This window comes from Marinobacter sp. CH_CUG1437-1 (assembly GCF_037029655.1).
Classification (GTDB): domain Bacteria; phylum Pseudomonadota; class Gammaproteobacteria; order Pseudomonadales; family Oleiphilaceae; genus Marinobacter; species Marinobacter salsuginis.
Window position 1 is genome coordinate 232,257 of the sequence record NZ_JAYMEW010000005.1, and the last position, 17,573, is coordinate 249,829.

The 17,573-nt window shown below is 58.7% G+C and carries 18 protein-coding genes and 1 tRNA gene; 9 read left to right on the forward strand and 10 right to left on the reverse strand.

Annotation, left to right across the window (positions count from 1 at the left end):
- Positions 1-33 precede the first annotated feature (33 nt).
- The 6 genes from WA411_RS14730 to WA411_RS14755 are packed head-to-tail and all read right to left on the reverse strand — an operon-like array spanning position 34 to position 4,646.
- The gene (locus WA411_RS14730) at positions 34-459 is read right to left on the reverse strand and encodes a secondary thiamine-phosphate synthase enzyme YjbQ (protein ID WP_222466242.1); all 426 of its coding nucleotides are present in this window, start codon (positions 457-459) and stop codon (positions 34-36) included.
- A gap of 14 nt (positions 460-473) precedes the next feature.
- On the reverse strand, positions 474-1,538 hold the full coding sequence (locus tag WA411_RS14735) for a succinylglutamate desuccinylase/aspartoacylase family protein (protein WP_069184065.1): 1,065 nt from the start codon (positions 1,536-1,538) through the stop codon (positions 474-476).
- Positions 1,539-1,541: 3 nt separating this feature from the next.
- Positions 1,542-2,450 (reverse strand): 30S ribosomal protein S6--L-glutamate ligase, encoded by a 909-nt coding sequence (gene rimK / locus WA411_RS14740; protein ID WP_069184064.1) that lies wholly within the window; start codon positions 2,448-2,450, stop codon positions 1,542-1,544.
- Positions 2,447-2,944: an ATP-dependent zinc protease family protein gene (locus tag WA411_RS14745; RefSeq protein ID WP_069184063.1), complete on the reverse strand. Its 498-nt coding sequence runs from the start codon at positions 2,942-2,944 to the stop codon at positions 2,447-2,449. Before WA411_RS14745 ends, rimK begins: the two co-directional genes overlap by 4 nt.
- Entirely contained in the window at positions 2,925-3,785 is an 861-nt protein-coding gene (locus tag WA411_RS14750) for a mechanosensitive ion channel family protein (RefSeq protein WP_136630237.1), read from the reverse strand. Before WA411_RS14750 ends, WA411_RS14745 begins: the two co-directional genes overlap by 20 nt.
- A 51-nt stretch (positions 3,786-3,836) precedes the next feature.
- Complete coding sequence (locus WA411_RS14755) at positions 3,837-4,646, reverse strand: hypothetical protein (protein WP_291909903.1); 810 nt, start codon at positions 4,644-4,646, stop codon at positions 3,837-3,839.
- Positions 4,647-4,811: 165 nt separating this feature from the next.
- On the opposite strand from WA411_RS14755, the gene phrB reads away from it, so the two are divergent.
- Positions 4,812-6,215, forward strand: a complete 1,404-nt coding sequence (phrB, locus tag WA411_RS14760; protein WP_291909902.1) for a deoxyribodipyrimidine photo-lyase — start codon at positions 4,812-4,814, stop codon at positions 6,213-6,215.
- Positions 6,216-6,399: 184 nt separating this feature from the next.
- Here the strand turns inward: phrB and WA411_RS14765 are convergent, their stop codons facing one another.
- From WA411_RS14765 to hemA, 4 genes are read right to left on the reverse strand one after another with little or no spacing between them, the layout of a single operon-like run.
- Complete coding sequence (locus WA411_RS14765) at positions 6,400-7,146, reverse strand: molybdopterin-synthase adenylyltransferase MoeB (protein ID WP_291909900.1); 747 nt, start codon at positions 7,144-7,146, stop codon at positions 6,400-6,402.
- The gene (gene prmC / locus WA411_RS14770) at positions 7,136-8,032 is read right to left on the reverse strand and encodes a peptide chain release factor N(5)-glutamine methyltransferase (RefSeq protein WP_291909898.1); all 897 of its coding nucleotides are present in this window, start codon (positions 8,030-8,032) and stop codon (positions 7,136-7,138) included. Before prmC ends, WA411_RS14765 begins: the two co-directional genes overlap by 11 nt.
- Positions 8,022-9,110, reverse strand: coding sequence for a peptide chain release factor 1 (gene prfA, locus WA411_RS14775; protein WP_069184058.1), 1,089 nt, complete (start codon positions 9,108-9,110; stop codon positions 8,022-8,024). The genes prmC and prfA overlap by 11 nt, the downstream gene beginning before the upstream one ends.
- Positions 9,107-10,396 (reverse strand): glutamyl-tRNA reductase, encoded by a 1,290-nt coding sequence (gene hemA, locus WA411_RS14780; protein ID WP_291909895.1) that lies wholly within the window; start codon positions 10,394-10,396, stop codon positions 9,107-9,109. Before hemA ends, prfA begins: the two co-directional genes overlap by 4 nt.
- A gap of 247 nt (positions 10,397-10,643) precedes the next feature.
- On the opposite strand from hemA, the gene WA411_RS14785 reads away from it, so the two are divergent.
- From WA411_RS14785 to ychF, 8 genes are all read left to right on the forward strand, one after another.
- Positions 10,644-12,392: a tetratricopeptide repeat protein gene (locus WA411_RS14785; RefSeq protein ID WP_291909894.1), complete on the forward strand. Its 1,749-nt coding sequence runs from the start codon at positions 10,644-10,646 to the stop codon at positions 12,390-12,392.
- On the forward strand, positions 12,389-13,021 hold the full coding sequence (lolB, locus tag WA411_RS14790) for a lipoprotein insertase outer membrane protein LolB (protein ID WP_291909892.1): 633 nt from the start codon (positions 12,389-12,391) through the stop codon (positions 13,019-13,021). The genes WA411_RS14785 and lolB overlap by 4 nt, the downstream gene beginning before the upstream one ends.
- Positions 13,018-13,881, forward strand: coding sequence for a 4-(cytidine 5'-diphospho)-2-C-methyl-D-erythritol kinase (gene ispE, locus WA411_RS14795; RefSeq protein WP_069184054.1), 864 nt, complete (start codon positions 13,018-13,020; stop codon positions 13,879-13,881). Before lolB ends, ispE begins: the two co-directional genes overlap by 4 nt.
- 19 nt (positions 13,882-13,900) lie before the next feature.
- A tRNA-Gln gene (locus WA411_RS14800) sits at positions 13,901-13,975 on the forward strand.
- 52 nt (positions 13,976-14,027) lie between these two features.
- Entirely contained in the window at positions 14,028-14,978 is a 951-nt protein-coding gene (locus tag WA411_RS14805; RefSeq protein WP_008176348.1) for a ribose-phosphate diphosphokinase, read from the forward strand.
- A gap of 166 nt (positions 14,979-15,144) precedes the next feature.
- Positions 15,145-15,795: a 50S ribosomal protein L25/general stress protein Ctc gene (locus WA411_RS14810; protein ID WP_069184053.1), complete on the forward strand. Its 651-nt coding sequence runs from the start codon at positions 15,145-15,147 to the stop codon at positions 15,793-15,795.
- A gap of 30 nt (positions 15,796-15,825) precedes the next feature.
- Entirely contained in the window at positions 15,826-16,413 is a 588-nt protein-coding gene (pth, locus tag WA411_RS14815; RefSeq protein WP_291909887.1) for an aminoacyl-tRNA hydrolase, read from the forward strand.
- 36 nt (positions 16,414-16,449) lie between these two features.
- Positions 16,450-17,541: a redox-regulated ATPase YchF gene (ychF, locus tag WA411_RS14820; protein WP_069184051.1), complete on the forward strand. Its 1,092-nt coding sequence runs from the start codon at positions 16,450-16,452 to the stop codon at positions 17,539-17,541.
- The last annotated feature ends 32 nt before the right edge of the window (positions 17,542-17,573 follow it).

Here is a 17,573-nt window from a genome sequence, read left to right on the forward strand (position 1 = left end):
GTTCCACGGCATCGGGGCAGCACAAGCGCAGGGTTACCAGCGTCCCTGCAAGGTTGCCACAATACGCCGGCTTCCGGACCGGTCCCGGTGCTCGCAGAGGTAAAGCCCCTGCCAGGTTCCCAGGGCCAGATGACCATGACTGACCGGCAGGGTCAGGGAGGGACCGATCAGTATGCTTTTGATATGGGCCGGCATATCGTCCGGCCCTTCCATCACATGCTCATAATGCGGCGCATTCTCCGGAACCATGACATTGAAATGGCGTTCCAGGTCGCCTCGTACATCCGGGTCCGCATTTTCATTCACCGCCAGGGAGGCCGACGTGTGCTGGATGAAAAGGTGCAGTAGCCCAACCTCGCAGTTGGTCATATCCGGCGCCTGGGCCACGATTTCATTGGTTACCAGATGGAAGCCCCTGGGCAGAGGCGCCAATTCGATCAACGACTGATCCCAGATCATGGTGACCCTCCCGTCTATTTCTGCCGATCATCCCAGGGGTGAACCGGAACAACGTCGTCGCCGACATCGCCTTCATAGCTGCTACGGAAATAATCCATGGCCTTTTCCGCCTCGCTCAGCTCGTCAAACCGGGCAACGTGATAAATGGCCTCGCCCTCGTTCACCAGTGGCAGGTTGTTAACGCAGATTACGATACCCGAGCAGGGCGACACCACTGCAGTTTCTGATTCGCCGAAGGGGTCCGCCACCATCGCCAGCCTCTGGCCTTTGCGCACCTTCTGACCCAACCGGGCTACCGGCCGCATGATGCCGTCGATATCTGCCCGCACCCATTGGGAGTTGGCAGCGGTTTCAGACCGTTTTCTCGGTGCCCTGGGCCCTTTTTTCGCCGGAATCATTTCCAGCTCACGCATAACCCGGATCACGCCTTTCACACCGCTGCCAATCACGACATCATCAAAGCGCAGCGCCTCGCCCCCCTCAAAGGTGATCACCGGAATATCCTGTGAATCGGCGTACGCACGAAGACTGCCCTCGCGCAGTCCAGAATTGATAATGATCGGTGCACCAAAAGCCTCGGCCATCCGCACAGTTTCCGAGTTCTTCAGCTCGGCACGAATTTGTGGCAGGTTGAACCGGTGGATCGCTCCGGTGTGCAAGTCGATGATGTGGGTTACCCGCTCCATGATCTGGGTGCGCAGCAGATAGGCAATGCGCCCGCCCAGAGACCCTGTCTCGCTGCCAGGGAAACAGCGGTTCAGATCCCTCCGGTCTGGCAGGTAACGGGTGCGTTGCACAAAGCCAAAAATATTGACGATTGGCACCGCCACCAGGGTACCGCGAAGATGCCTCAGTGCCGAATTGGTGAGCACCCGGCGGACGATTTCGACGCCATTGATCTCATCGCCATGAATTGCGCCGCACACCATCAGTACCGGACCGTTCCGGCGCCCGTGCACCACTTCCACCGGAATATGTAGGGGAGTGTGGGTATAGAGCTTAGCCACCGGCACTTCCACGGTTTGACGGGTGCCTGCCTTAATCTCGGTGCCGGCAATTTCAAAGGGCGCTCGGGCCATCGGTCAGCCTCTCCCGCCCTTGGTGCCCGTTTTCCAGGGCTTCTGATTTTTCTCGGTCCAGTTGATGATCATGCCCGCCACATTCTTGCCGGTAGCATTCTCGATACCTTCCAGTCCCGGCGATGAGTTCACCTCCATTACCAGCGGCCCCCTGCTGGAGCGCAGAAGGTCCACACCGGCAACGTTCAGCCCCATGGCTTTGGCGGCTTTGATCGCAGTACTGCGTTCCTGCGGGGTAATTCGAATCAGTGAAGCGGTGCCGCCCCGGTGAAGATTCGACCTGAACTCGCCCTCAGCCCCCTGACGTTTCATGGCGGCAATCACTTTGTCGCCAATTACGAAGCACCGGATATCAGCGCCACCGGCTTCCTTGATGAACTCCTGCACCAGGATATCCGCCTTCAGGCCCATGAAAGCCTCAATCACACTTTCTGCAGCCTTGCGGGTTTCTGCAAGCACCACACCGATGCCCTGGGTGCCTTGCAACAGCTTGATCACCACCGGCGCCCCGCCCACCATCTGTAGCAACTCTGGAACGTTGTCCGGCTTGTTCGCGAAACCGGTAATCGGCATACCCACACCCTTCCGGGCCAGCAGTTGCAGCGAGCGCAGCTTGTCCCGGGACCGGCTGATGGCCACAGATTCATTCACCGGGAACACGCCCATCATCTCGAACTGGCGCAATACCGCCGTGCCGTAGAAGGTCACCGATGCACCGATACGGGGGATCACCACGTCAAAATCCTCCAGAACCTCCTCGTGATAGTGGATCTGGGGGTTGGCTGAGGTGATATTCATCGAACAGTGAAGGCAGTCGATAACCTTCACCTCATGGCCACGATTGATGCCCTCCTCCACCAGACGACGGGTCGAGTAGAGGTGACGATTTCGCGACAGTACCGCAATTTTCATTTTTCAGTCCTTAGGGCCGGTTCGCCGGCAAGATAGGAAGCTTCGGGATAGATCACTGAGCGCCCTGACATGGCAGTGCGGCCCAACAACATCCGGAACCGCATGGAATCCCGGTTGGTCAACGTCATTTCAATGGGCCATTGCTGGCCGCCAATAAGCAGAGTGGTTTCGATAACCAGGCGCATTTCCTTGTGGCCACCGGAGTCGGAGACGTTCCGCTCGTCCAGCACCTTGGCATCGCACTCGACAACCTGATGCAGATCGTTTTGCACCGGATGCACCCAGAAGCGTACGCGACGTTCACCATTTTCTGTGTAGGGCTCGGTCCGGAATGTGTGGAGGCAGGAAGTTCGAGCTCCCGTGTCGATTTTCGCCTTGATACGGCTGATATCCAGATCCGGCAACGCCACCCATTCACGCCAGCCAAGACTCATCTTGTTCTCGGCTGGGGTCGGCGGGATGGTTTTGATAACTTCAGCTGTCTTTGTCGACATCCGGGAGATCCTTTTCAGTGATTTTTTCCGGCCCCAACAGCTGAACACGGAACGGCTCTGAATGGCTACCCGCATACACGCTGGTATGCGGGAACGGAATTTCAATGCCTTCCCGATCCAGGGTTTTCTTGATCGCAACCATCATACCGCTTCGCCCCTCAAGCACCTTTTCCTTGGGCACCCAATACGAGAACTGCAAATCCACAGAGGAGGGGCCAAACGCTGTTACCAGCGTGAACGGCTTGGGCTCTTCGAGACAGACCGGGTTCTTTTCCGCGAGGTCCAGCAGCAGGCTTTCTACACGTTCTACATCTTCAGCGTAGGCAATTCCCACGGTCAGGTCGAGCCGGCGGATTGGAAACCGGGAACGATTGACAACCCGGGTTTTGATCAGCGTTTCGTTGGGAATCCGAACGTACAGGTTGTCTGGAGTGCGCAATTTCACGCTGAGCATATCGATTGCGACTACCTCGCCGATGGTGGCATCTACCTCAATGAAGTCACCGATTTCGAAGGGTTTTTCCACCAGCAGAAACAAACCGCTGATCATGTTCGAGGCGGAGGTCTGGGAGGCAAAGCCGATGGCAACGGTCAGGATACCGGCGGCCCCAAGCACCACATCCAGGGAGAACCCCGCCTCCCGCAGGGCCGCCACGAAAAACAATAGAACGATGACATAGAACACCAGCCGCCGGACCATGACAGTATGGTGGCGGGACGTGCGCTGGGCCATGAAACGGCCAACGCTGCGGGCGGCCAGGGAACCGAGAAACAGCCCGAGCACGACAAGAAAAGCGGAACTGATCCACTGCCCCCAGGCGATGTCGGTAAACACCTTCATCACACCGGTCTCTATTGTTTCGAGCAAAGCGCTGACTCCCTCTGGTCCATTTCAGCCAAACATCCGGTCAAAAGCGCGCACCAACCGGCCACGGGCAACCTTCTCACGGGCATCCGCCACATGCTTGCAAACACCGGCTGCAGCCAACAATGACGGCTCCACATGCAGACTGGCGGAATTCATATCGGTCTCTACTTCAACCGTTACACCGGGCGTCCAAAGCTGCCCTCGCTCATTCTGGTGCAATGAGAGCAACGGTGTTGGCAGACTGAACCGCTCCAGTAACAGGGGCTCTTCCCGACGGTTGATGAGAGTGACCGGGGTAACTGCTCGCCAGGGACGTTTGGGCACGGCCTCGAGGACCAATCTGGCAAAACTGGGCGAGGCATAGCAAAGCTCGCCCTCCATGGTAGTCCGACCCACCCAGGTCATGGACGGCGACGCCAGAGGGATCTCCGTCAGAACGGTTTGCTTGTCGCCGACGCAAACTTTCATCCAGAGCAGGGTTCCCACATAGATTGTGCATCGCCCGCCAGCGGGAATAGTCAGTGGCTGGAATGGCCGAATGACGGTAGGCCGGTTAGCGAGAGCCGGCAGGAACATGACGGTTGATGACTGGTTTTCCCGAATGAACCGCTGCAGCGGAACAGACGCAGATGGCAAAGTATGGCCGATGGTTTCTGTCCAGCTGGCTGGGTCCGTATCCAGGTCCAGCATTTCGGAACGAATCTGCCATTCCTGATCCAGCAGGGTGACCCATAAACGAATATGCCCCAACTCATGAAATTGGGTCTGGCCGGAAGCCAGAACGTACGGCTGGGCCCACACGCCATCACGACGACCTTCGGTATTGTTCTCCATTCCTGCCACAGAACTCCCTCGAGATCGGCCGACTGATTTGCTGTAAAAGTGCCTTAACTATAATCCAATCAGGCAGCTCGGGCGAATATCCAAGTTGGTGATTTTATTGAAACACCGGGCTGTATTTACACTTATATCAATCCCTCAGACGACTATGGATTACGGATGACACAACTGGTCTGGTTCCGAAACGATCTCCGGGTTGCCGACAACCCGGCCCTCACCGCCGCCTGCGAGAGCAGCGAAGCAGCGCGAGCCTGTTTTATTCTCACCCCGGACCAATGGCAGGAACACGACTGGTCGCCCGCCCGGGTACAATTTGTCATCGCCCACGCCAATGCCCTGGCCGAAGAACTGGCCCGGCTCGGCATTCCCCTGTCCTTTATCTACGCCAACCGCTTCGACGACAGTATCGAGAAACTGCAGAGCCATTGTGAAGAACACAAGGTGACAACACTGCACTTCAACGAGGAGTATGGTGTCAACGAACGCAAACGCGACAAAGCCGTCAAATACCGATTTGACGAGCTCAGAATAGCCGTTCGCAAATACCGGGACCAGACGGTTGCGCCGGTAGGCGAAATCCTCACCCAACAGGACGAACCCTATTCAGTATTTACGCCCTTCTCCAGACGCTGGCGCAGCTGGATAGACGAGACCCATCCGGGCCTGTTCCCGGTCCCCAAAGCCAGGGGCAACGCAGTAAGCCCGGAACAGATAGACACCATACCGGATGCCTTTCAAGACGCCCCGGAACCCCTGGTGGCAACCGGTGAAAGTGCTGCCCACGACCGGCTCGAACGCTTCCTGGACGAACGCGGAGGCGCGTACAAGGAAAAACGGGACTTCCCGGCAATCGACGGCACCAGCCTGATATCCCCTTACCTCGCCAACGGCGTTCTCTCAGGCCGGCAGTGCCTGATAGCCGGCAGACAGGCACAGGGCGCGGGCGGCAACCAGGAAGGCCTGGGAACCTGGATCACCGAAATCGCCTGGCGGGATTTCTACATCAACATCCTGTATCACTACCCCCGGGTCAGCATGCACCGCGCCTTCAAACCGGAAACCGAAGCTCTGCAATGGAACACCCCGGGCGCCAAGTTCGAAGCCTGGAAAACCGGCAACACCGGCGTCCCCATCGTCGACGCCGCCATGCGCCAGCTCAACCAGACCGGCTGGATGCACAACCGCCTGCGCATGGTCACTGCCATGTACCTGACCAAGAACCTCTTCATCGACTGGCGCCTGGGCGAAGCCTACTTCATGTCAAAACTGATCGACGGCTTCCTGGCCTCCAATAACGGCGGCTGGCAATGGAGCGCCTCCACCGGCACCGACGCAGCGCCCTACTTCCGGGTTTTCAACCCGGTTACCCAGAGCGAGCGATTCGACCCCGATGGGGATTTCATCCGGGAGTGGGTACCAGAGCTAGCGAGACTGGATCGCAAACGGATTCACGATCCGGGGGCGAAAGAGGGCGTAATTCCGAAGGGATATCCGCGCCAGATCGTTGATCTGAAAGAAAGCAGGAAAGAAGCTATAGCGAAGTTTCAGGAATTGAAAAACTGAGGAACACAACGGGGCGGGCTACTCCAAGGCTCTGACGCAGCGCCGGGGATGGCCTTCCCAAAACTGTGCGGAGCCATGGATGGCGTAGCCCAAGCGCCACAGGGATGTGCCGCAAGGAGCGTGTTTTGGGAAGGTCATCCCCGGCGCTGCAGCCCGAAAGCTCCCAAGCCCGCCAGCACCAAAGTCAGCCAGAACAAACCGGACAGGAAGGATCCCGAGCCAACTTCATCTCCCGCCACTGCATCTCCCACGCATCCAGAATCAGCAACCGCCCGATCAACGGCGTCCCCACCCCGGAAATCACCTTGATCGCCTCCATGGCCTGGGTCGCCCCGATCATTCCCACCAGCGGCGCAATCACCCCCGCCTCTGAACAGGTCAGATCCTCATTGCCCTGCTCCGGATACAGACAGTGATAACAGGGGCTGTCCTCACGCCGGCTGTCGTAAACAGAAACCTGGCCTTCACCACGGATGGCCGCACCGGACACCAGCGGCACTTTTGCAGCCACGCAGGCCCGATTCAAAGCGAAGCGGGTGTTGAAGTTATCCGTGCAGTCGACCACCAGGGTCGCCTCTGCAACCATGCGCGCCAGAACCTCACCCTCAAGGCGCTGATTCAGGGCATTCACGGATACCAGAGGATTGATCCGCCGAATCCGGTCGGCGAGGCTTTCCGCCTTTGACTCCCCCAACTGCGCGGTTTCGAAACCGATCTGGCGCTGGAGGTTGGCCAGTTCAATACTGTCATCATCCACCAGGGTCAGCGTCCCGACGCCGGCGGCACCGAGATAGAGAGCGACGGGGCATCCCAGGCCACCCGCACCCAGCACCAGAACCCGGGCAGACTGCAGCTTTTCCTGGCCGGAAATGTCGAACCGTGGCATCAGGATCTGCCGGCTGTAGCGCAATAATTCGTCGTCACTGAGCATCTGCATCTCCCCTGTTTAATGCCGGATCAGGGACCGCAGCACCGGAGCTCCATCGCCCAAGCGTCATCCGGTCCCGGTTGCCATAATCCTGGCGGGTCTCAACGTCTTTAAAGCCCCGGGCATGGAACAACCCTGCGACGGCCTCCGCCTGGTCAAAACCATGCTCCACCAGAAGCCATCCGTCTTCAATCAGCCAGTCTGGCGCCTGATCAACAATGAGCCTGAGGTCATCCAGGCCATCGCTGCCGGAAACCAGGGCCGCGGCAGGCTCGAATCTGACATCACCTTCCGTCAGGTGATGATCGCTATCCGGAATATAGGGCGGATTGGAAACAATCAGATCAAACCGGCCAGCCTCAAGCTCGGAAAACCAGGAGCTCTGAACCACGGAAACTGCCAGACCCAGTGCTTCGGTGTTTTCACGGGCAAGCTCAACGGCCTCAGCCACCGCATCGCAGGCAGTGATCGCCCACTCCGGGTGCTCACTGGCAAGCGCCAGGGCGATGGCACCGGTTCCTGTTCCCAGATCCAGTACTCGGGCCCGCCGGGGCAACGGCAAACCCAGAGCAACTTCCACCAGGCATTCGGTATCCGGCCTCGGGATCAGGGTTGAGGCACTGACTTTCAGCGGCAGCGACCAGAATTCCTGCTGCCCCAAGAGGTGTGCCACGGGTCGGCCGGCCACCCGCTCCTGCAAAAGCTCCTCAAAGACCTCGGCGTGAGCATTGGTAATCTCCCGTTCTGGCCAGGCCCGGAAATTGGTCCGACTCAGCCCGGTTACGTGGCTGAGAAGAAGCTCGGCATCCAGCCTCGGCGAATCACTCTTAATTCTTGCCAAGGCATCTCGCAGAAGGGCTTCACAGGTCAGTGAGGATTTACTGGTCATCGGCAAGGGAGGCAAGCAACTCGGCCTGGTGCTCCTGCTGCAAGGGCACCACCACAGCGTCCAGATCGCCGGCAATAACTTCGTCGAGTTTGTATAGGGTCAGATTAATACGGTGATCCGTGACCCGCCCCTGGGGAAAATTGTAGGTGCGAATGCGCTCAGACCGGTCGCCACTGCCCACCAGGCTCTTGCGAGTTTCGGCCATGGACTTCTGCTGCCGCTCAGTCTCAGCGTTCTGCAGACGCGAGGCCAGCAGGCTCAGAGCTTTCGCCCGGTTCTTGTGCTGCGACCGCTCTTCCTGGCACTCCACCACAATGCCCGTTGGCAGGTGAGTTATCCGGATTGCAGAGTCAGTCTTGTTGACGTGCTGACCGCCGGCACCGGACGCGCGGAAGGTGTCCACCCGCAGGTCTGCCTTGTTCAGTTCAATGGCTTCGGCTTCATCGGCCTCCGGCATCACCGCCACGGTACAGGCGGAGGTGTGAATACGCCCCTGTGATTCGGTTTCCGGTACACGTTGCACCCGGTGGGCCCCGGACTCGAACTTCAGGGCACCGTACACCCCATCGCCAGCCACACGGGCAATCAGCTCCTTGTAGCCCCCGTGCTCACCTTCGCTCTCGCTCAGCACTTCGACCTGCCAGCGCCGCCGCTCGGCATAGCGCAGGTACATCCTGAACAGATCGCCGGCAAAGATAGCGGCTTCATCACCGCCGGTGCCTGCACGGATCTCCAGGAAAACGTTCTTGCCGTCATTCGGGTCTTTGGGCAGCATCAGGCGCTGGAGCTCTTCATCCAGCTCCTCGCTTTTCTGCTCGGCCAGTTGCAGCTCTTCCTCGGCCATTTCCCGCATATCGGCGTCGCCATCTTTCGCCAGCTCACGGGCGGCCTCGATGTCATCGAGCGATTGCTGCCAGGCCTGAAAGCACTGAACGATGGGTTCAATCTCGGCGAACTCCCGGGAAAGGTCCCGGAACTTGTCCTGCTGGGAAATAATGGAAGAGTCACTGAGCAATGCGCTGACTTCCTCGAAGCGGTCGGTGAGCTGCTCGAGGCGGGATTGGATCGATGGCTTCATAGTTTTTCCGGGGTAGTCGTCGTGTCCGCGTCCAGTGCATCCAGCTGGTGCAACTCACGCAGCCACTCTGTCACCTCGGTGCGACCTTCTGTAGTGGCCTTTCGAACCTGCACAGAGGGTTCATGCAGGAGCTTGTTGGTGAGGCCGCGCGCCATACTGCGCAGCACGGTTTCGGGATCTGTGCCGTTACGCAGGGCGCGCAGGGCTTTTTCGGTCTCGGCATCGCGCAGCAATTCGGCCCGCTGACGGAACTGTTTGAGGGTGGACACCGCATCCAGCGCCCGCAACTGGTTCAGGAAATCCTGCACCCCGGACGCCACCAGGTTCTCCGCTTCCCGGGCCGCGCCCTCGCGAGATCGTATATTTTCTTCAATAACCTGGCGCAGGTCGTCAACCGTGTATAAATAGACGTCGTCCAGTGAGGCGACTTCCGGCTCGATATCCCGGGGCACGGCAATATCCACCATAAAATAGGGACGATGCTTGCGCTTCTTCAGTGCCCGTTCAACGGCGCCTTTACCCAGAATCGGCAGTGGACTGGCGGTGGAGGAAATAATGATATCAACATCCGCCAGGTGCTCGGGGATCTCGGACAACACGATCCCCTTGCCGCCACGGGATTCGGCCAGTGCCTGCGCCCGCTCAAGAGTACGATTGGCCACCAGGAAATCTTTCACGCCTGCATCTGCAAGATGCCGGGCTACCAGTTCAATGGTTTTGCCGGCACCAATCAGAAGAGCCTTGTTACGGGACATATCGGCAAAAATATGGTGCGCCATGCTCACCGCTGCATAAGCAACGGAGACCGGATTCTCGCCAATAGCAGTCTGGGTCCGCACGCGCTTGGCGACCGAGAACGTGTGTTCAAACAGCCGGGACAGGAACGAGCCACTGGCGCCGTGCTCCCGGGCCAGGGTGTAGGCATCCTTCAACTGCCCGAGAATCTGCGGCTCGCCCAGCACCATGGAGTCCAGGCCAGCGGCCACGCGCATCATGTGCCTGACGGCATCACCATCCCGGTACACATACAACGCATCTTCCAGCTCTGCGGCATCCAGGCCGTGGAACCCTGCCATCCAGCGCAACACCATGGGTGCGCAGTCGTCATCGCCCGCCAGATATAGCTCGGTCCGGTTACAGGTGGACAGGATCGCTGCCTCGGAGGCGCCAGAGGTTGCCCTTAGCTCGGCAAAGGCCTCCGCCATACGCTCAGGCGTAAACGCAACTCGCTCCCGTAATTCAACGGGGGCCGTGCGATGATTGATTCCCAGCGTTACCAGTGCCATTTCGTGGTTTTACAACCCTTTGCCGATGAGCGGTGCAGATACGCGCAATTACTGGACATTTTAACGGTCAGCGGCCTGAGCTGCCACCCGAAACCGCCATCGCTTCGGCAAGTGCGGACAGGTTGGGCAAGATCAGACGCTTATGCCATTATAGGGATTCGGCCGAGGCCGGGACCCGATCTACCTCAAGAAAGGGGCTGGAGCGTGGTTATTATTGATGCGTTTTCGACAGACCATGGGAAGTTGCATGCACAAGTCCGTACCGTTTCTGGTTACCTGCCTGCTTGGCCTCACACTGGCAGGGTGTGCCAGCCTTACCGGCACTGAGGAAGCGCCTGCTCCTGGCGAAAAAGCCGCCACCGAGACGAAAACGGAGCCACAGCTGCCGGTTGAATACGCCGATTTCGAGCCCGAAACCCTTTATCTGTTACTGTCTGCCGAAATTGCGGCCCAGCGCGGCCGCTACGACATTACCCTCGTCAATTACCTGAAAGCTGCCAAGCAGTCCCGCGACCAGGCGGTTATCGAACGGGCCATGAGAATTGCCCAGTCTCTGAACGGCGATAACGCCCAGAAGCAGCTGGCCGAACTCTGGCTGGAAATCGATCCGGACAACCTCCAGGCACATCGAATCTCTGCCATCCAGGCTGTAAAAGGAAACGACCTCCAGACCGCCATCCATCACATGGAACGGATCATGGATCAGGGGGGCGATGCTGACTTTGACAGCCTGGCGGCCATGGCCGCAAACCTGCCACCGGAACAACAGCAGGAGCTGCTTGCACTTTACAAAGAAATGTCAGGCCGCCATCCCGACACGCCGGAACTCGAATACAGCATCGCACTGCTATTAAAAGTCACCGGGCAGCCGCAGGAAGCGCTCGACAGGCTTGAACCGCTGCTGGAGGAGAATGCGAATTTCCAGCCAGCCATCATTCTCAAGGGTGACCTGCTCTATCAGACCGGCCAGAAAAGCAGCGCCCTGGATTACCTGCTGACCAACACCCGCCGATTTCCTGCCAACCGACAGATGGGCACACTTTACGGCCGCATGCTCATAAACGAAGGCGAATTACAGGCTGCCCAGGATGAATTTGCAAGACTGGTCAAGCGATACCCTGAAACGCCGGGCCTGCGGCTTTCCCACGCCCTGGTTGCCCTCGAGAATAGCCAGACCGACCTTGCTCGGGAAGAACTGACAAAACTGGCCGAACAGGGCCACCACACCAGCGAAGCCAATTACTATCTGGGTCGCATTGAGGACCAGGCGGGCAACACCGAGCAGGCCATTGGCTACTACCAGAGCGTGGAACAGGGCAACTACTATTTCCCGGCCCTGGCCCGCGCCAGCTCCCTGCTGGCCGAGAACGGCCGGCTCGAAGACGCCATTGACCGCATCCGCAGGCTCCGCGAAGCCAATCCCCGGCAGGCAGAAAACTTCTGGCTGCTGGAGGTCAACCTGCTTCTGGATCAGGAACAGCAACAGGAGGCCCTGAGTACCGCCACGGAGGCCCTGGAAGAGCATCCGGACAATATTGAGATACGGTACGCTCGGGCCATGCTTTACGACGGCATTGGCCAGACTGCCGACGCCGAAGCCGACCTCAGGCAGATTATTGAGCAGGAGCCGGAAAACGCCGTGGCCCTGAATGCCCTGGGCTACATCCTGACCACCCGGACCGACAGGCTCAGGGAAGCCCGCGGCTATATCGAGAAAGCGCTGCAACTGGACCCGGATAACCCGGCCATCCTCGACAGCATGGGCTGGGTCCTCTTCCTGGAGGGCCAGATTGAACCTTCGCTCGACTACCTGTCCCGCGCCTGGGCCGCCTTCCCGGACCCCGAAGTTGCCGCCCACTACGGTGAGGCACTCTGGATGAACGGCGCCGAAGAACAGGCCCGGATCATCTGGCAGGAAGGTCTGGAGCAGGACAGCGACCACGAAGTACTCAGAGAAACCATTGACCGGTTGACCAACGGCGGTGAGTCGGAATGAGGCTGGCCCGAATTATGGCAACACTGACAGTGCTTGCCACCCTCGGCGCCTGCACCACGATCCAGGTCGAGCCATTGCCGGAGGGCATGACCGACCAGCCTCCCGCGGGCTGGACCACTCGCGCCGCCAGTCTCGGTGAGCTCAATCACTGGAAGCTGACGGGCAAGCTGGCCGTCCGACAACCTTCCGACAGCGGCACCGCCATCATCAATCACTGGATTCAGGACGGCGAGGCCTACGACCTGGCTCTTTCCTCGTCCTTTCTCGGCATGGGCAGCACAACCCTCAAAGGCGTGCCCGGCTTTATTGAGCTGACCCTGCCAAACGGCGAAACCTACCGATCGGGCGAGCCGGAAGCACTGGTTGAAGCTGCCACGGGCTGGCAACTGCCCCTGGAGAACCTGACCTGGTGGATTCGCGGCCTGCCATCACCGGCCAGCGACTACCGTCTGCTGTTTGACGATCAGGGCACCCTCGCCATCATCCGCCAGAACGGCTGGGAGATCCGCTACGACCGTTGGCAGACCTTCCTGCCGAGCTATCCTGCACTCCCCGCCCGTATCACAGCCCTGAAAGAAGAAAAACGGGTCCGCCTGGTGGTGAGCGACTGGCAGGAGCAGCCTGAATGACACCCGACCTGATACTGCCCTCTCCGGCCAAGCTGAATCTGTTCCTGCACATTGTCGGGCGCCGGGACGACGGCTATCACGAGCTCCAGACCCTGTTCCAGTTTCTAGACTACGGTGACGATCTGAGCTTCACCCTCACGCCCGGAGAGCCCGGCGCAAGGCTCGCGGAGCCTGTCCCTGGTGTTAACGACGAGGACAATCTCATCATCCGCGCGGCCCGAGCCCTTCTTGAACGGTCCCGATGCGAGCTGCCCGGAGTCACCATCGGCATTAACAAACGGCTACCCATGGGCGGCGGTCTTGGCGGCGGGAGCTCCAACGCCGCAACCACCCTGCTGGGACTCAACCATCTCTGGCGACTCGAGCTGAGCACCGATGAACTCGCAGAGATCGGCCTGAGGCTGGGCGCCGATGTTCCCGTATTTGTCCGTGGCCATGCCGCCTTCGGTGAAGGTGTTGGTGAAACACTGACCAATGCCAATCCGCCGGAAGACTGGTTTGTTGTTCTCAAGCCTGGCTGCAACATAAACACTGGCAAGATTTTTTCCGAGCAAGGGTTGACAAGGAACACCCCGAGAATCAAAATAGCGCCCGCTTTTGAGGGAGACGCCTCGAGGTACCGAAACGACTGTGAGGATGTAGTTCGCAAACTGTATCCTGAGGTTAACCAGAGCCTGGAATGGCTTTCACAATTCGGACCTGCAAGATTAACCGGAACCGGGGCTTGCATATTTGGACGTTTCCCGACAGAATCCGCAGCCCGGATCATCTGGGAAAGCAAACCCTCCGGCGTCACGGGGTTCGTAGCTAAAGGGGTGAACATATCACCTCTACACAAAAAGCTAACAGAGCTGAAATGATGCCAAAAAAGCACGATACTGGGGTGTCGCCAAGTGGTAAGGCAACGGGTTTTGATCCCGTCATGCGCAGGTTCGAATCCTGCCACCCCAGCCACCTTTCTCCCGCTTCTTCTGAATCAAACGCCGATACTGAGAAGGATGCCGTCGTGTCCAAACTGATGATCTTCGCTGGTAACGCCAACCCTGAACTGGCTCAGGCGATTGCCCGCAAACTCCACATTCCCATGGGTCAGGCTACTGTAGGCCGTTTCAGCGACGGAGAAACCACCGTCGAGATCAATGAGAATGTCCGCGGCCATGATGTGTTCATCATCCAGCCGACCTGCTATCCCACCAACGATAACCTGATGGAACTGATCGTGATGGCCGACGCACTTCGCCGTGCTTCCGCTACACGAGTCACCGCCGTTATCCCCTACTACGGATATGCGCGCCAAGATCGTCGGGTACGCTCTACCCGTGTTGCCATCAGCGCCAAGGTAGTAGCCGACATGATTTCCAGCATCGGCGTAGACCGGGTTCTGACCGTCGACCTGCACGCTGATCAGATCCAGGGCTTCTTCGATATTCCGGTGGACAACATTTACGCCACACCGGTCATGCTCGAAGACATCTTCAAGCAGCGCTTCGAGAACTTTGTCGTGGTATCTCCTGACGTTGGCGGCGTGGTCCGTGCCCGTGCCGTGGCCAAGCGCCTGGACGACGCCGATCTCGCGATCATCGACAAGCGCCGCCCGAAAGCGAACGTTTCCCAGGTCATGCACATCATCGGTGATGTCAAAGACAAGACCTGTATTCTGGTAGACGACATCATTGACACCGCCGGCACTCTGTGCAAAGCCGCCAACGCCCTGAAAGAGCACGGCGCGGCCCGCGTGGTTGCCTACATCACCCACCCGGTTCTCTCCGGCCCGGCCATTGATAACATCAATGCCTCTCAACTGGACGAACTTGTGGTTTGTGACACCATCCCGCTGGGTGACAAAGCACATAATTGTGATAGAATCCGCGTCCTCGGAATGGCCGGGCTGCTCGCGGAGTCTATTCGCCGCGTAAGCAACGAAGAGTCCATCAGCGCCATGTTCGAGAATGCCTGAGTGACCTAACGGTCGTAATATCATGGCATTACAAGCAGTTACCGGGTCGGGAGCCTACACAGGCTCCCGACTCTTTTAGTCAGCCGGAAAAATCCGGCTTTTCAGAAACATCACCTGATCCAACGCCTGGTCGCGGGCAGTTCAGGTGACGAATGAGGTTATTACCATGTCTCAGGAATTTGTTATCGAAGCATTTCCTCGCGACGATCAGGGGAGAGGTGCGAGCCGCCGCCTGCGTCGTGAGGAGCGTAAAATTCCGGCCATCATCTATGGTGGCGGAAAAGACGCTACTCCGGTTGCCATCTGGCACAACGAGCTGAAAAAGGCCCTGGAAAACGAAGCCTTCTTCTCTCACATCCTGACCATCGAGCTCGGTGGCAAGAAAGAAAGCGTAATCCTGAAGGATCTGCAGCGTCACCCGTACAAGCCGATCCTGACCCACGCTGACTTCCTGCGCGTTGACAAGGACCACGAGATCCACGTCAACGTACCGCTGCACTTCATCAACGAAGATACCGCACCGGCTATCAAGCTCCACGGCGGCGTAGCGAACCACCAGATCAACGAAGTTGAAGTGATCTGTCTGCCGCAGAACCTGCCCGAGTTCATCGAAGTGGACATGACCACTGTCGAGATGGACCAGGTTGTTCACCTGAGCGACCTGAAGCTGCCGAAAGACGTCAAGATCGCCGCCCTGCTCCAGGGTGAAGATCACGACCTGCCGGTTGTGGCTATCCACAAGCCGCGTGGCGCCAAGGTTGATGACGAAGGCGAAGAAGGCGAAGAAGGCGAAGAAAGCGGCGAAGACAAGGAGTAATCACTCCTGGCTTGAGGAGGGCAATGGCGAATGGCGCAGGATATTGTCATGGTGGTTGGACTGGGAAATCCCGGCGCTGACTACGAGAATACCCGCCACAACGCCGGCGCCCTTTTCGTCGAAGCTCTGGCCCGCAGTGCGGGCCAGACGCTCCGCCCCGAAAAGAAATACCACGGGCTCTACGCCCGCATTCAATGGCAGGGCCTGGACCTGCACCTCCTGAATCCTACGACCTTTATGAATCGCAGCGGCCTGGCCATCAAGGCGCTGGCAGACTTCTTCAAGATTCAGCCCCACCAGATCCTGATTGCCCACGACGAGCTCGACCTGCCACCGGGTACCGCCAAATTGAAAAAAGGTGGTGGCCACGGCGGACATAATGGATTGCGTGACACCATCGCCCACCTGGGCACCAACGATTTTCAGAGACTGCGCATCGGCATTGGCCACCCCGGCGACAGCCGCAGGGTTACAGGCTACGTACTCGGCCGCCTGGGCAAACAGGAAACCGAGGAACTGAACGCCGTAATCGACGAAATCATGCGGGTATTACCGGATGCAGCCAGCGGCAAACTACCAGCCGCCATGAATCGCCTGCACAGTTTCAAACCGGTATAATCCGCCCAAATTTTCCAGTACCAGCAGAGGCACTCCATGGGATTTAACTGCGGCATCGTCGGCCTTCCCAATGTCGGCAAATCCACCCTGTTCAACGCACTGACCAAATCGGGTATTGGCGCGGAGAACTTCCCGTTCTGCACCATCGAGCCCAACGCTGGCGTTGTCGCCATGCCGGATCCGCGCCTCAACAAGCTGGCGGAGATCGTAAAGCCGGAGCGGGTCGTGCCTACCACCATGGAATTCGTCGACATCGCCGGCCTGGTAGCAGGCGCGTCCAAGGGCGAGGGCCTGGGCAACCAGTTCCTGGCCAATATCCGCCAGACCGATGCCATCGCTCACGTGGTACGCTGCTTTGAAGACGGCAACGTCATTCATGTGGCCAACAAGGTAGACCCGGCCTCCGACATCGAGGTGATCAACACCGAACTGGCCCTGGCCGACCTGGAAACCGTCGAAAAGGCCATCAAGCGGGTTCAGCGCGTCGCCAAGAGCGGTGATAAAGAAGCCAAGGCCCAGCTGGAGATGTTCGAGAAACTGCTGCCCGTGCTCAACGAGGGTAAGCCGGTGCGCAGCATGAACCTCGACAAGGACCAGATGGCGCTGATCCGGGAGCTCTGCCTGCTGACCGTGAAGCCCACCATGTACATTGCCAACGTCAGCGAAGACGGGTTTGAGAACAACCCGCATCTGGACACGGTGCGCAAGATCGCCGAGTCGGAAAATGCCGTGGTTGTGCCCATCTGCAACAAGATCGAAGCCGAAATCTCCGAACTGGAAGACGATGAAAAATCCATGTTCCTGGAGGAGATGGGCATGGAAGAGCCTGGCCTGGATCGCGTAATTCGCGGCGGCTACGGCCTACTGGGCCTGCAGACCTACTTTACCGCCGGGGTAAAGGAAGTCCGCGCCTGGACCGTGAAAATCGGCGCCACAGCGCCCCAGGCAGCCGGTGTGATCCACACCGACTTCGAACGCGGGTTCATCCGGGCAGAAGTAGTGAGCTACGACGATTTCGTTCAGTACAACGGTGAAGCCGGGGCCAAGGATGCCGGCAAATGGCGTCTGGAAGGCAAGGACTACATCGTCAAAGACGGCGACGTTATCCACTTCCGCTTCAACGTGTAATTTTTCAGGAAAAACTGCCCCCAAGCCTTGAC